Below are 13,226 nucleotides of genomic sequence, written 5' to 3' on the forward strand. Positions count from 1 at the left end.
GTGGGACGTCTCGTAGGGCGGGCGCCGGAAAGGCCGGGGGAATGGCCGGGGAAAGGCCGGATCGCTCCGATCCGGCCAATATTTTGAATCGTGGATGCGCATTATCTACGCTGCGGAACATGCGGCTGTTGCGCTCCACCGACCTGGCACTGCGCCTTCTGATGCGGCTCGCCGTCCTGGGGGACGCCACCCCGACGACCCGCGAGGTCGCGGCCGACATGGAGGTGCCGTACACGCACGCCGCCAAGGTCGTCGCCGAGTTGCAGCACATGGGCCTGGTGGCCGCACGCCGGGGGCGCGGCGGCGGGCTCTCGCTCAGCGACCGGGGCCGTACCGCGTCGGTCGGCGCGATCGTGCGGGCCTTCGAGGGCGACGGCGACGTAGTCGAGTGCGAGGGCGACAACCCCTGCCCGCTGCACTCCGACTGCCGGCTGCGCGGTGCGCTGCGGCGGGCCCAGGAGGCCTTCTACGCCTCGCTGGACCCGCTGACGGTCACCGACGTGACCGCGGACCCCACCGGCCCGCTGCTGCTGCAGATCGGCCGGACCCCCTGAGACCCGGCTCGCCCCGGCTCAGCCCGCCTGCGCCAGCCAGAGGTCGGGCCCGAACACCTCGTAGCGGATGTCGGCCGGCGCCACCCCTTTCCCGATCAGCTGCGCCCGCACCGCCCGCATGAAGGGCAGCGGCCCGCACAGGTACGCGCGCGTACCCTCCGCCACGGCGACGTCGGCGAGGTCGACCAGACCGCTGCGGTGGGACGCCTCGGCGGCATCGGCGTCCGCCTCGTAGAAGAAGTGGACGGACGCGTCCGCCAGCTTCTCCGCGTACGCCTCGTGATCGGCGCGCAGGGCGTGCCCGGCGGGCGAGCGGTCGCCGTGCACGACGAGCACCGGTCCTTCGTGCCCGGTGTCCACGAGGTGCCCCAGCATGGCGACGATCGGCGTCACGCCGATGCCTGCCGAGGCGAGGAGCAGCGGGGTGTCGGCGGCCGTGTCGCCGAGCACGAGATCGCCGGACGGCGCCGACAGGCTCAGCCGGTCGCCGACGCGCACGCGCGCGTGCAGATGGTTCGAGACCTCGCCCTCGGGTGCCGTGCCGCCGCCCGGCACCCGCTTCACGCTGATCTGGCGTACGGGTGAGCCAGGGGCGGCGGAGAGGCTGTACTGGCGTATCTGCCGGGCCCCGTCCGGGAGCTCGACCTGGACGGAGACGTACTGCCCGGCCCGGAAGCCCGGCGCCGGGCGGCCATCGGCCGGACGCAGCCGGAAGGTGGCGACCTCGGCGGTCTCCTCGACCCGCCCGACGACCTCCCACTCCCGCCACCGCCGGCCGCCCCGCTCCTCGTCGAGCCGCTTCTCGATCGCGACCAGCGCGTTCGCCATCAGCCAGTAGACCTCGTCCCAGGCGGCCGCGACCTCGGGTGTGACGGCCTCGCCGAGCACCTCGACGATGGCGGCGAAGAGGTGCTCGTGGACGAGCTCGTACTGCTCCGCCGTGACGCCCAGGGAGGCGTGCTTGTGGGCGATGCGGCCCAGCATCGCGTCGGGCCGCTGATCGGGGTGGTCCACGAGGTACGTCGCGAACGCGGCGATCGACCCGGCGAGGGCCTGCCGCTGGGTGCCGGCGGCCTGGTTGCCGCGGTTGAACAGGTCCCGCAACAGCTCGGGGCGGGCGGCGAACAAACGGGCGTAGAAGCGCTCGGTGATCTCACCGATGGCCCCGCCGACGACGGGAAGGGTGGCGCGCACGGTGGCGGCGGACTGCTCGGACAGCATCGGGTCTCCTCAGGCTCGATCGGGCCGATCCGGTGCCATCATTAAAACTTGCATCCGAGATGCAAATTAAAGCGGGGTGGGTCCTGTGGGGCCGGGCATTACGGATGTCGGTGCGAGCAGGCAAGATGGGCGGAAGAGCAGTGCACCGGGCACCACGGAGGGACACCCGCCGTATGCCGTGCGTTCGCCCCGGAGTCGCCTCGGCGATCAAGGTGCGCAACGCGCCTGAAATGGTGTTGTGGTGTGATGCTCAGGTGCCCGACCGCCTCCCGCTGCACCGGAGACAGGCGGCCTGACCAGCAAGGATGGGGAAGCGGAAGATGGACAAGCAGCAGGAGTTCGTGCTCCGGACGTTGGAGGAGCGCGACATCCGGTTCGTACGCCTGTGGTTCACGGACGTGCTGGGCTTCCTCAAGTCGGTCGCCGTGGCCCCCGCGGAACTGGAGCAGGCCTTCGACGAGGGCATCGGCTTCGACGGCTCGGCGATCGAGGGCTTCGCCCGCGTATACGAGTCCGACATGATCGCCAAGCCGGACCCCTCGACCTTCCAGATCCTGCCCTGGCGCGCCGAGGCCCCCGGCACGGCCCGGATGTTCTGCGACATCCTCATGCCGGACGGCTCCCCGTCCTTCGCGGACCCGAGGTATGTGTTGAAGCGCGCCCTGGCCCGAGCCTCGGACCTCGGCTTCACCTTCTACACCCACCCCGAGATCGAGTTCTTCCTGCTGAAGGACCGCCCGCTGGACGGCTCACGCCCGCAGCCGGCCGACAACTCCGGCTACTTCGACCACACCCCGACCAACGTCGGCATGGACTTCCGCCGCCAGGCGATCACCATGCTGGAGTCGATGGGCATCTCGGTCGAGTTCTCCCACCACGAGGGCGCCCCGGGCCAGCAGGAGATCGACCTCCGCTACGCCGACGCGCTGTCCACCGCGGACAACATCATGACGTTCCGCCTGGTCATGAAGCAGGTGGCACTGGAGCAGGGCGTCCACGCGACGTTCATGCCGAAGCCGTTCTCCGAGCACCCGGGCAGCGGCATGCACACCCACCTGTCGCTCTTCGAGGGCGACCGGAACGCGTTCTACGAGTCCGGCTCCGAGTACCAGCTCTCCAAGGTCGGCCGCTCCTTCATCGCGGGCCTGCTGCGCCACGCCGCGGAGATCTCCGCGGTCACCAACCAGTGGGTCAACTCCTACAAGCGCATCTGGGGCGGCTCCGAGCGCACCGCGGGCGCCGGCGGCGAGGCCCCCTCGTACATCTGCTGGGGCCACAACAACCGCTCGGCCCTGGTCCGCGTCCCGATGTACAAGCCCGGCAAGACCGGTTCCGCCCGCGTCGAGGTCCGCTCCCTCGACTCCGGCGCCAACCCCTACCTGGCCTACGCCCTCCTCCTCGCCGCCGGCCTCAAGGGCATCGAAGAGGGCTACGAGCTCCCTCCGGGCGCCGAGGACGACGTCTGGGCCCTCTCCGACGCCGAACGGCGCGCGATGGGCATCGAGCCCCTTCCGCAGAACCTCGGCGAGGGGCTGACGCTGATGGAGCGCAGCGACCTCGTCGCCGAGACGCTGGGGGAGCATGTCTTCGACTTCTTCCTGCGCAACAAGCGGCAGGAGTGGGAGGAGTACCGCTCCGAGGTGACCGCGTTCGAGCTGCGGAAGAACCTGCCGGTTCTTTAGCGCCTGATCGCGGTGGGGCGCGGAGGATCGTCAGCGAGTGCGGCTCCGGTGGGGGCTGATCGCGCCCACGCGGCGGAGCCGCATATCGACACAGCCCCGCGCCCCTGGGAGGTCGGCTAACTTGCCGCCTGCTTCGAGAGCAGCTCGTGCAGGGGCTCCGTGGCCCTGCGCCGGTACTCCTGGATGGACCAGCCGTTGCCGTCCGGGTCCTTGAAGTACATGAAGGTGGCGCCGTCGTCGGGGGAGTACTGGACGGGCTCCGAGATCTCCAGGCCCCGCTCCACCAGCTCGGCGTGGGCCGCCTTGATGTCGGCGACGCAGAGCTGGAGGCCCTGGTAGGAGCCGGGCTCCGGGACGGTCTCGCCCTTGGTCAGGTCCCAGATGCTGTCGCCGAGGGCGATCGAACAGCCGGAGCCCGGAGGGGTCAGCTGGACGATGCGCATGCCCGGCATGACCTCCTGGTCGATGTCGACGTGGAAGCCGACCTTGTCCCGGTAGAAGTCACGGGCCCGGTCGATGTCGCTCACGGGCAGTGGGATTACTTCGAGGGTGAAGTCCATTACGGGTCCTCCAGTCTGGCTGAACGGCTCCCCCTCACCGAAGCCGAAAACGATGCTCTGCGCCACGTGAGTTTCAGGTTCCGCATCTTCCAAGGACACCGGCGTCGCAGCGGGCCCCTCGTCCTCAAACGCCGGACGGGCTGGATTGCCTGGCCCGGCGCCGAAAAGCGGCCGTAGGCCTTAGACGTCATTTCACTTGGCGAGTCTGCGGTGACATATGAGGGTCGCGGCGATGGCGGTGAAGGCGAGGAAGTGTTCCGGCTTGCGCTCGTAGCGACGGTGAAGGCGTCGGCACCCGGACAGCCAGGACACCGTTCGCTCCACCACCCAGCGATGTCGGCCCAGGCGTCGGGATGACTCGATGCCCTTTCGAGCGAGGCGATGCCGGATGCCACGGGAAGCGAGCCATCGCCGCAGGTGGCGGTAGTCGTAGCCCTTGTCGCCATGCAGTCGGCCTGGCCGCCGACGTCGCGGGCCACGATGGGAACGGATGGGCGGGATGCCGCGGACCAGCGGGATGAGGGCCTGGCTGTCATGGAGGTTGGCGGCGGAGATGCCGACAGACAGGGGCAGGCCCTGGCGGTCGACGATGAGATGGATTTTCGATCCCTTCTTGCCGCGGTCGGTCGGATTCGGTCCCGTCAGCTGCCCCCTTTGAGGGCCCGGACGCTGACGGAATCGATCGCGCACCGCGACCAGTCCAGCCCGCCCCGGGCGCCGAGTTCGTCCAGGACCAGACGGTGGAGTTTGGCCCACACCCTGGCCTCGGTCCACTCGGTGAACCGCCGGAAGGCGGTGACCCCCGACAGCCCGAAGCCCGGAGGGAGTTGGTTCCAGGTGCAGCCCGAGGTGGCCACGAAGATGATGGCCGCCAGCACCTCGCGGTCCCCGCGTCGGCGGTGCCCTCCACCCTGCGGGCGAACCGGTGCCGGCGGCACCACCCGCTGGAACAACGTCCACAGCTCTTCCGGCGCCATCCGCTCGACAAGCGCAGCAGTCATCACCCCAGACTGCCGCAAGATCACGCCAACTGAAATGGCGTCTTAGGGGCGCGGGGAACTGCGCGATCAGCCCCCACTCACCGCAACGGGCCGCCGCAGGCACAGACGCGCACCCTCCCGACCCGCACCCCAACCCACACCGCACCGGCACCCCGCCCAAGCCCAGCGCAGCGGCTAGGCTCGACCGCGTACGACCTTGATCGGGCGCGTACGACCCCGATCGGACGGGAGGGCGAGCATGACGGCGCCGGGGCGCAGGAGCAGTACCTTCACGCGGCTGCTGCGGCACGGATTCACCGACCCCTCGGCCGCCGACCGGCTGCTGGACAGCCCCGAGCTCGCGCCGATCAAGAACGACCCGGTCCTGCTGGAGGCCCTGGGCGCCACCGCCGACCCCGACCTCGCCCTGCACGGCCTCGTCCGGCTGCTCGAAGCGCAGCCCGGCCACGCCGCCCAGCGCGAACTGCTCGACACGGTGATAGCGGCCAAGCCCCTGCGCGACCGCCTGCTCGGCGTCCTCGGCGCCTCCGCCGCCCTCGCCGACCACCTCGCCAAGCACGCCGGCGACTGGCAGGCACTGGTCATGTACGAGCCGCGGGACCTGCACCCCGAGGTGGAGGAGTTCGAGCAGGGCCTCGCCGAGGCCACCGACCCGGTCTCCCTGCGCGTCGCCTACCGGCGCTGTCTGCTGTCCATCGCCGCCCGCGACGTGTGCGGCACCACCGACGTCGCCCAGACCGCCGCCGAACTCGCCGACCTCGCCACCGCCACCCTCCGCGCCGCCCTCGCCCTCGCCCGCGCCGCCGCCCCCGAGGACGCCGCACAGTGCCGGCTCTCGGTGATCGCGATGGGCAAGTGCGGAGGCCACGAGCTCAACTACGTCTCCGACGTCGACGTGATCTTCGTCGGCGAGACCGCCGACGGCGCCGACGAGGGCAAGGCCCTGCGGTCGGCCACCAAGCTCGCCTCGCACATGATGCGGATCTGCTCCGAGACGACCGTCGAGGGGTCCATCTGGCCCGTGGACGCCAATCTGCGACCCGAGGGCCGCAACGGTCCGCTGGTGCGGACACTCAGCAGCCACCTCGCCTACTACCAGCGCTGGGCCAAGACCTGGGAGTTCCAAGCACTGCTCAAGGCCCGCCCGGTGGCGGGCGACATCGAGCTGGGCGAGGAGTACGTCGCCGCACTGGAACCCCTGGTCTGGAAGGCCGCCGAGCGGGAGAACTTCGTCCCCGACGTGCAGAAGATGCGGCGCCGGGTCGTGGAGAACATCCCGGTGGGCGAGCTGGACCGGCAGCTCAAGCTCGGCCCGGGCGGGCTGCGGGACGTCGAGTTCGCCGTCCAGCTGCTCCAGTTGGTGCACGGCAGGGACGACGCGTCCCTGCGCAGCGGTACCACCCTGGACGCCCTCCAGGCACTCGCCGCCGGCGGCTACGTCGGCCGCGCCGACGCCGCGCAGCTCGACGACGCCTACCGCTTCCTGCGCTCCATGGAACACCGCATCCAGCTCTACCGGCTGCGCCGCACCCACCTCGTCCCCGAGGACGACGCCGATCTGCGGCGCATCGGCCGCTCCCTCGGCCTGCGCGTCGATCCGGTCGCCGAGCTGAACCGCGAGTGGAGACGGCACGCCGGTGTCGTACGGCGGCTGCACGAGAAGCTGTTCTACCGGCCGCTGCTCGACGCCGTGGCCCAACTCGCCCCCGGCGAGGCCCGGTTGAGTGCCGGAGCTGCCCGCGAACGGCTGGTCGCGCTCGGGTACGCCGATCCGGCCGCCGCGCTGCGGCATCTGGAGGCGCTCGCCTCCGGGGTGACACGGAAGGCGGCGATCCAACGGACCCTGCTGCCGGTGCTGTTGGGCTGGTTCGCGGACTCCGCCGACCCCGACGCCGGTCTGCTGAACTTCCGCAAGGTGTCGGACGCGCTCGGCAAGACCCCCTGGTATCTGCGGCTGCTGCGGGACGAGGGCGCCGCCGCCGAGAACCTCGCCCGGGTGCTGTCGGCCGGCCGGCTCGCCCCTGATCTGCTGATGCGGGCGCCGGAGGCCGTGGCGCTGCTCGGGGACGGGGACGGCGGGACCGGTCTTGAGCCCAGGTCGCGGAGCCACCTGGAGCAGGAGATCCTCGCCGCCGTGCGGCGTGCCGACGGTGCCGCGCAGGCGGTCACGGCGGCCCGCGGGGTGCGGCGGCGGGAGCTGTTCCGTACGGCCGCCGCCGACATCGTCGACTCCTACGGCACCGAGACGAAGCCCGCCGAGGCCGACCAGGGGGCGCTGGTGGACCGGGTCGGGGCCGCGGTGTCCGACCTCACGGCGGCGACGCTGGCGGGGACGCTGCGGGCGGTGGTGCGGGAAGGGTGGGGCGACACGCTGCCCACCCGGTTCGCGATCATCGGCATGGGGCGGTTCGGCGGGCAGGAGCTGGGCTACGGCAGTGACGCCGATGTGCTGTTCGTGCACGAGCCGCAGGACGGGGTCGACGAGCACGAGGCCGCGGTGGCGGCGAACCGGGTCGTGGAGGAGATGCGGCGGCTGCTGCAGATCCCGAGTGCGGATCCGCCGCTGTTGATCGACGCCGATCTGCGGCCGGAGGGGAAGTCGGGGCCGCTCGTTCGTACGCTGAAGTCGTACGCGGCGTATTACCGCCGGTGGTCGCTGGTGTGGGAGTCGCAGGCGTTGCTGCGGGCCGTGCCGGTCGCGGGGGACGCCGAGCTGGGGGCTCGGTTCGTCGAGTTGATCGATCCGTTGCGGTATCCGGCGGACGGGCTCGGGGACGAGGCCGTGCGGGAGATCCGGCGGCTGAAGGCCCGGATGGAGTCCGAGCGGCTGCCTCGTGGGGCCGATCCGAAGCTGCACACCAAGCTCGGGCCCGGGGGGTTGTCCGATGTGGAGTGGACCGTGCAGCTGTTGCAACTGCAGCACGGGTGGGACCAGCCGGGGCTGCGGACGACTCGGACCCGGGAAGCCCTTGCCGCCGCCTGTTCCGCCGGGCTCATCGCGGAGGACGAGGCCGGGATTCTGGATGAGGCGTGGGTGCTGGCCACTCGGGTGCGCAATGCCGTGATGCTGGTGCGGGGGCGGGCCGGGGACACGTTTCCCTCGGACAGTCGTGAGCTGGCCGCGGTGGGGCGGTATCTGGGGTATGAGCCCGGGCATGTGGGGGACATGCTGGATGCCTATCGGCGGACTGCGCGGCGGGCTCGGGGGGTCGTGGACGAGCTGTTCTACGGGGGGTGAGGGTTCGCGGGCGGGTGCGGGTGCGTTTTTTGTATGCCTGCGGCGGCCTGCGCGGGTTCGGTGGGGGTGCGCCCAGCGCCTATGCGTGGGTCGTGGGGCGGGGCCGCGCCGGGGGGTGTCCGTCCTCGGTCGGGCGGCTCGGTTCCTCTGAGATGTGCTCGGCGTTGACGCCCGCCGCTGCGGGCGGACACCCCCCGACACGGCCCCTTCCCGCCGTGGGCGGCTGCGGGTGCGTGGGGGGTACTCGCCTCGGCAGTGCGTGCGGCAGCTTTCCGTACCAGAGGCGGGCCACCGTGTAGCCGAAGGCCAGGCAGATCAGGCCGCCCACCGCGTCCAGCCAGAAGTGGTTGGCCGTCGCGACGATCACCAGGAGGGTCGCCGCGGGGTAGAGGAGGCCCAGGAGCCGGATCCAGGGGATTCTGGCCAGGGCGAAGATCGTCAGGCCCGACCAGACGGACCAGCCGATGTGCATGGAGGGCATCGCGGCGTACTGGTTCGACATGTTCTTCAGGTCGCCCGAGGCCATCGAACCCCAGGTGTCGTGGACCAGGACCGTGTCGATGAAGGACGTGTTGGTCATCAGGCGTGGGGGCGCCAGTGGGTACAGGTAATAACCGATCAGGGCCACGCCCGTGGTGGCGAAGAGGACCAGTCTCGTCGCCGCGTAGCGGCCGGGGTGGCTGCGGTAGAGCCAGACCAGGACGGCCAGGGTGATGATGAAGTGCAGCGTCGCGTAGTAGTAGTTCATGCCGACGATGAGCCAAGTCACCGAGTTCACGGCGTGGTTCACGGACTGCTCCACGGCGATGCCGAGGTGGTGTTCCAGGTTCCAGAGCCAGTCCGCGTTGCGGAGGGCCTCCGCCTTCTGTTCCGGGACCGCGTTGCGGATGAGTGAGTACGTCCAGTAACTCACCGCGATCAGCAGGATCTCGAACCACAGGCGGGGGCGGCGGGGGGTGCGCAGACGGCGCAGGGGGCCCCGCCCCGTCTCGTCCGCGACGGGGGGAAGAACGGCCGCCTCCCGGCCTTCCAGTGTCGTCACGGTCGTGTCACCCATGGGCACAGAGTCTGCCAGAAAAGACTTCCCCGACCGATCATCCTCCGGTCGGGCCCAGGACGCACGTTCTACGTCTCAGGAGTGGTTTCTGTTGCCGGGGGCCGAAGCCGTCGAACCGCGTACCACCAGCTCCGGCATGAACACGAACTCGCTGTGGGGGGCGGGGGTCCCGCCGATCTCCTCCAGGAGCGTGCGGACCGCGGCCTGGCCCATCGCCGGGACCGGCTTGCGGACCGTGGTCAGGGGCGGGTCGGTGAAGGCGATCAGGGGGGAGTCGTCGAAACCGACGACCGAGACGTCCCTGGGGACCTCCAGGCCGCGCTGCCGGGCCGCGCGTATCGCACCCAGGGCCATCATGTCGCTGGCGCAGACGATCGCGGTGCAGCCGCGGTCGATCAGGGCCGTGGCGGCCGCCTGACCGCCCTCCAGGGTGTAGAGGGAGTGCTGGATCAGGTCGGTCTCGATGGTGTCCGGCGCCAGGTTCAGCTGGTCCTGCATGGTGCGGACGAAGCCCTCGATCTTGCGCTGGACCGGCACGAAGCGCTTGGGGCCGAGCGCGAGGCCGATGCGGGTGTGGCCGAGCGAGGCGAGGTGGGTGACCGACAGGGCCATCGCGGCGCGGTCGTCGGGCGAGATGAAGGGTGCCTGGACCTTGGGGGAGAAGCCGTCGACCAGGACGAAGGGGACGCCCTGGGCGCGCAGCCGCTCGTAGCGCTGCATGTCGGCGGTGGTGTCGGCGTGGAGGCCGGAGACGTAGATGATGCCGGCCACCCCGCGGTCGACGAGCATCTCGGTGAGCTCGTCCTCGGTGGAGCCGCCCGGCGTCTGGGTGGCCAGCACCGGGGTGTAGCCCTGCCTGGTCAGTGCCTGGCCGATGACCTGGGCCAGGGCCGGGAATATCGGGTTCTCCAGCTCCGGGGTGATCAGGCCCACCAGGCCCTCGCTCCGTTGCCGCAGCCGCACCGGGCGCTCGTAGCCGAGCACGTCGAGTGCGGCCAGCACGGACTGGCGAGTGGTGGCGGCGACGCCCGGCTTCCCGTTGAGGACGCGGCTGACGGTCGCTTCGCTCACCCCCGCCTGAGCAGCGATGTCGGCAAGCCGTGTGGTCACGGCACTGGACTGTACCGGCCGAAAGTCGCCTTGCACACCAATCGGACGCCGGGGGCGACCTGTTGGCCGGCCTGGTCCGGGTTGCTGCGTCATCGCGCTCCCTCGTGAAAGTGGTGGCAAGAGCTTGCAGAGTCTTGCACAAGTGGCCCGCGTGCTGCTCCGCCCTTGGAAAGAAGCGTCTCATGACGGTCGCCGACCGGTCACGCACGGATAACTTCGGAGATCTCTTGCACTTTTTTTCTGCAAGGTCTTTCGTCGATCTTTCAACGCTGTTACGTTCACGTCGCCCGGCCGCCGCAACGGCGCAGTCGGCACGACAGCAGGGACAGGCAGACGGGGCCGTCCTTGCACCACACGGGCTTTCAGCACCCTCAAGGAGAACTCATGCGGCGTGGCATAGCGGCCACCGCGCTGGTGGCGTCCCTCGCTCTCGCGGCGACGGCGTGCGGCGGCGGGGACGACAGTGGCAGCGACTCGAGCGGGCCGGTCACCATCACCTGGTGGGACACCTCCAACGCCACCAACGAGGCGCCGACGTACCAGGCCCTGGTCAAGGAGTTCGAGGCCGCCAACAAGGACATCAAGGTCAAGTACGTCAACGTCCCCTTCGACCAGGCGCAGAACAAGTTCGACACCGCCGCCGGTTCCAAGGGTGCCCCGGACGTGCTGCGCTCCGAGGTCGGCTGGACCCCCGCCTTCGCCAAGAAGGGCTTCTTCGCGCCGCTGGACGGCACCGAGGCCCTCGCCGACCAGGCCAAGTTCCAGCCCAGCCTGATCGAGCAGGCCAAGTACGAGGGCAAGGTCTACGGCGTTCCGTTCACCACGGACACCCTCGCCTTCGTCTACAACAAGGCCCTGTTCAAGAAGGCCGGCGTCGAGGCCCCCAAGACCTGGGACGACCTGAAGAAGGCCGCCGCCACCATCAAGGACAAGACCGGCGTCGACGGCTACTGGGGCTCCACCGCGGCCTACTACGCCCAGACGTTCCTCTACGGCGAGGGCACCGACACCGTCGACGCCGACGCCAAGAAGATCACCGTCAACTCCGCCGAGGCCAAGAAGGGCTACGGCACCTGGCAGAGCCTCTTCGACGGCAAGGGCCTGCACAAGGCCGACACCACCGCCGACGCCTACGCCCACATCCAGGAGGCGTTCGTCAGCGGCAAGGTCGCCTCGATCATGCAGGGCCCCTGGGAGATCACCAACTTCTACAAGGGCTCCGCGTTCAAGGACAAGGCCAACCTCGGCATCGCCACCGTCCCGGCCGGCTCCAGCGGCAAGGCGGGCGCCCCGACCGGCGGTCACAACTTGTCCGTGTACGCCGGCTCCGACGAGGCCCACCAGAAGGCCGCGCTGAAGTTCGTGAACTTCATGACCTCGGCGAAGGCCCAGGAGACCATCGCGCTGAAGAACTCCACGCTGCCCACGCGCGACGACGCCTACACCGACCAGGTCAAGGCCGACCCGGGCATCGCCGGCTACCAGGGCGTCCTCGCCGCCGCCCAGCCGCGCCCGGCCCTGCCCGAGTACAGCTCGCTGTGGGTGCCGCTCGACACCGAGCTGCTCAAGATCGCCGGTGGCAAGGAGTCCCTCGACAAGGGCCTGAGCACCGCGGAGACCGAGATCACCAAGCTGGTCCCGGACTTCAGCAAGTGACCCCGAGTGGCCGCCGGAACTCCCTGATCATGGGGGGAGAGTTCCGGCGGCCACCGGCCTGTGACTCGCACTCCCCGAGCCGTACAGCCGTACAGCCGTACACCCCTGAACTGTCGATCTTCATGAAGGTTGTCGAACCATGACAGTCGCCATCGACCGCGCGACCGGCAAGACCCGAGGCGAACGCGGGCCACGCCGCGGACTCGGCCAGCGCCTGAAGCACGGCTACCAGAAGCACTGGTACGCCTACGCGATGATCGCCCCCGTGGTGATCGTCCTCGGCGTGCTCGTCGTGTACCCCCTGGTGTACGGCTTCTACCTCACCCTCACCGACGCCAACAGCCTCAACAGCGCCCGCACCATCGGCGTCAACGAGATCGAGGCCACCTACAAGTTCATCGGCTTCGACAACTACGCCGACATCCTCTGGGGCGAGACGGCGTACGACCGCTTCTGGTCGCACTTCATCTGGACGGTCGTGTGGACGGCCGCCTGCGTCACCCTCCACTACACGATCGGCCTCGGCCTCGCCCTGCTGCTCAACCAGAAGCTGCGCGGGCGCACCCTGTACCGGCTGATCCTCATCCTGCCGTGGGCCGTGCCGACCTTCGTCACCGTCTTCGGCTGGCGGATCATGCTCGCCGACGGCGGCGTGGTGAACTCCGTCCTGGAGACACTCCACCTGCCGACCCCGCTGTGGCTGGAGGACACCTTCTGGCAGCGGTTCGCCGCGGTCATGGTCAACACCTGGTGCGGTGTGCCGTTCATGATGCTGTCGCTGCTGGGCGGACTGCAGTCCATCGACTCCTCGCTGTACGAGGCCGCCGAGATGGACGGCGCCAGCAAGTGGCAGCAGTTCCGGTACGTCACCCTGCCGGGCCTCAGGTCCGTGAGCTCCACCGTCGTACTGCTCGGCATCATCTGGACCTTCAACCAGTTCGCGATCATCTTCCTGCTGTTCGGCAAGACCGCCCCGGACGCCGACATCCTCGTCACCTGGGCCTACCGCCTCGGTTTCGGACAGCAGCCGCGCGACTTCGCGCAGTCGGCGGCCTACGGCATGCTGCTGCTGGCCATCCTGATCGTCTTCACCTCCTTCTACCGCCGCTGGCTGAACCGCAACGACCAGCAGCTCGCGATCTGAGGC

10 protein-coding genes are annotated in these 13,226 nt (G+C 69.9%); 5 read left to right on the plus strand and 5 right to left on the minus strand.

Annotated features, from left to right (window positions below; translation table 11 throughout):
• The first annotated feature begins 119 nt into the window (after positions 1-119).
• The gene (locus L0P92_RS11325; RefSeq protein WP_234762425.1) at positions 120-554 is read left to right on the plus strand and encodes an Rrf2 family transcriptional regulator; all 435 of its coding nucleotides are present in this window, start codon (positions 120-122) and stop codon (positions 552-554) included.
• 18 nt (positions 555-572) lie between these two features.
• Here the strand turns inward: L0P92_RS11325 and L0P92_RS11330 are convergent, their stop codons facing one another.
• Positions 573-1,775 (minus strand): globin domain-containing protein, encoded by a 1,203-nt coding sequence (locus tag L0P92_RS11330; RefSeq protein WP_234762426.1) that lies wholly within the window; start codon positions 1,773-1,775, stop codon positions 573-575.
• Between the two features lie 320 nt (positions 1,776-2,095).
• On the opposite strand from L0P92_RS11330, the gene glnA2 reads away from it, so the two are divergent.
• On the plus strand, positions 2,096-3,457 hold the full coding sequence (glnA2, locus tag L0P92_RS11335; protein WP_062719336.1) for a gamma-glutamylpolyamine synthetase GlnA2: 1,362 nt from the start codon (positions 2,096-2,098) through the stop codon (positions 3,455-3,457).
• Between the two features lie 116 nt (positions 3,458-3,573).
• Here glnA2 and L0P92_RS11340 read toward each other — a convergent pair whose 3' ends face one another.
• Both L0P92_RS11340 and L0P92_RS11345 read right to left on the minus strand, forming a co-directional pair.
• Positions 3,574-4,017 carry a VOC family protein gene (locus L0P92_RS11340; RefSeq protein ID WP_234762427.1) on the minus strand — a complete coding sequence of 148 codons (444 nt, stop codon included), beginning with the start codon at positions 4,015-4,017 and terminating at the stop codon, positions 3,574-3,576.
• Positions 4,018-4,209: 192 nt separating this feature from the next.
• Positions 4,210-5,018, minus strand: a protein-coding gene (locus tag L0P92_RS11345) for an IS5 family transposase (protein WP_234762428.1) whose coding sequence is annotated in 2 segments (ribosomal slippage) — positions 4,210-4,668 and positions 4,671-5,018 — 807 coding nt in all. Because the reading frame shifts where the segments join, the coding sequence is not laid out codon by codon here.
• Positions 5,019-5,256: 238 nt separating this feature from the next.
• Between L0P92_RS11345 and L0P92_RS11350 the strand changes: the two genes are divergently transcribed.
• Positions 5,257-8,256 carry a bifunctional [glutamine synthetase] adenylyltransferase/[glutamine synthetase]-adenylyl-L-tyrosine phosphorylase gene (locus tag L0P92_RS11350; protein ID WP_234762429.1) on the plus strand — a complete coding sequence of 1,000 codons (3,000 nt, stop codon included), beginning with the start codon at positions 5,257-5,259 and terminating at the stop codon, positions 8,254-8,256.
• Between the two features lie 79 nt (positions 8,257-8,335).
• On the opposite strand, the gene L0P92_RS11355 is transcribed toward L0P92_RS11350, so the two are convergent.
• Both L0P92_RS11355 and L0P92_RS11360 read right to left on the minus strand, forming a co-directional pair.
• Positions 8,336-9,313 (minus strand): phosphatase PAP2 family protein, encoded by a 978-nt coding sequence (locus L0P92_RS11355; protein WP_234762430.1) that lies wholly within the window; start codon positions 9,311-9,313, stop codon positions 8,336-8,338.
• Positions 9,314-9,388: 75 nt separating this feature from the next.
• The gene (locus tag L0P92_RS11360) at positions 9,389-10,423 is read right to left on the minus strand and encodes a LacI family DNA-binding transcriptional regulator (protein ID WP_308289694.1); all 1,035 of its coding nucleotides are present in this window, start codon (positions 10,421-10,423) and stop codon (positions 9,389-9,391) included.
• A gap of 384 nt (positions 10,424-10,807) precedes the next feature.
• Here L0P92_RS11360 and L0P92_RS11365 point away from each other — a divergent pair, with 384 nt between their 5' ends.
• Both L0P92_RS11365 and L0P92_RS11370 read left to right on the plus strand, forming a co-directional pair.
• Positions 10,808-12,079 carry an extracellular solute-binding protein gene (locus tag L0P92_RS11365; RefSeq protein WP_234762432.1) on the plus strand — a complete coding sequence of 424 codons (1,272 nt, stop codon included), beginning with the start codon at positions 10,808-10,810 and terminating at the stop codon, positions 12,077-12,079.
• 139 nt (positions 12,080-12,218) lie between these two features.
• Positions 12,219-13,223: a carbohydrate ABC transporter permease gene (locus L0P92_RS11370; protein ID WP_234762433.1), complete on the plus strand. Its 1,005-nt coding sequence runs from the start codon at positions 12,219-12,221 to the stop codon at positions 13,221-13,223.
• Positions 13,224-13,226 lie beyond the last annotated feature (3 nt).

Source organism: Streptomyces muensis, from assembly GCF_021474425.1.
Classification (GTDB): domain Bacteria; phylum Actinomycetota; class Actinomycetes; order Streptomycetales; family Streptomycetaceae; genus Streptomyces; species Streptomyces muensis.

Bases quoted from the DNA above. Each gene is read 5' to 3' on its own strand.
- L0P92_RS11325 (WP_234762425.1), top strand. From the start codon at position 120: ATGCGGCTGTTGCGCTCCACCGACCTGGCACTGCGCCTTCTGATGCGG.
- L0P92_RS11330 (WP_234762426.1), bottom strand. From the start codon at position 1,775: ATGCTGTCCGAGCAGTCCGCCGCCACCGTGCGCGCCACCCTTCCCGTC.
- glnA2 (WP_062719336.1), top strand. From the start codon at position 2,096: ATGGACAAGCAGCAGGAGTTCGTGCTCCGGACGTTGGAGGAGCGCGAC.
- L0P92_RS11340 (WP_234762427.1), bottom strand. From the start codon at position 4,017: ATGGACTTCACCCTCGAAGTAATCCCACTGCCCGTGAGCGACATCGAC.
- L0P92_RS11350 (WP_234762429.1), top strand. From the start codon at position 5,257: ATGACGGCGCCGGGGCGCAGGAGCAGTACCTTCACGCGGCTGCTGCGG.
- L0P92_RS11355 (WP_234762430.1), bottom strand. From the start codon at position 9,313: ATGGGTGACACGACCGTGACGACACTGGAAGGCCGGGAGGCGGCCGTT.
- L0P92_RS11365 (WP_234762432.1), top strand. From the start codon at position 10,808: ATGCGGCGTGGCATAGCGGCCACCGCGCTGGTGGCGTCCCTCGCTCTC.
- L0P92_RS11370 (WP_234762433.1), top strand. From the start codon at position 12,219: ATGACAGTCGCCATCGACCGCGCGACCGGCAAGACCCGAGGCGAACGC.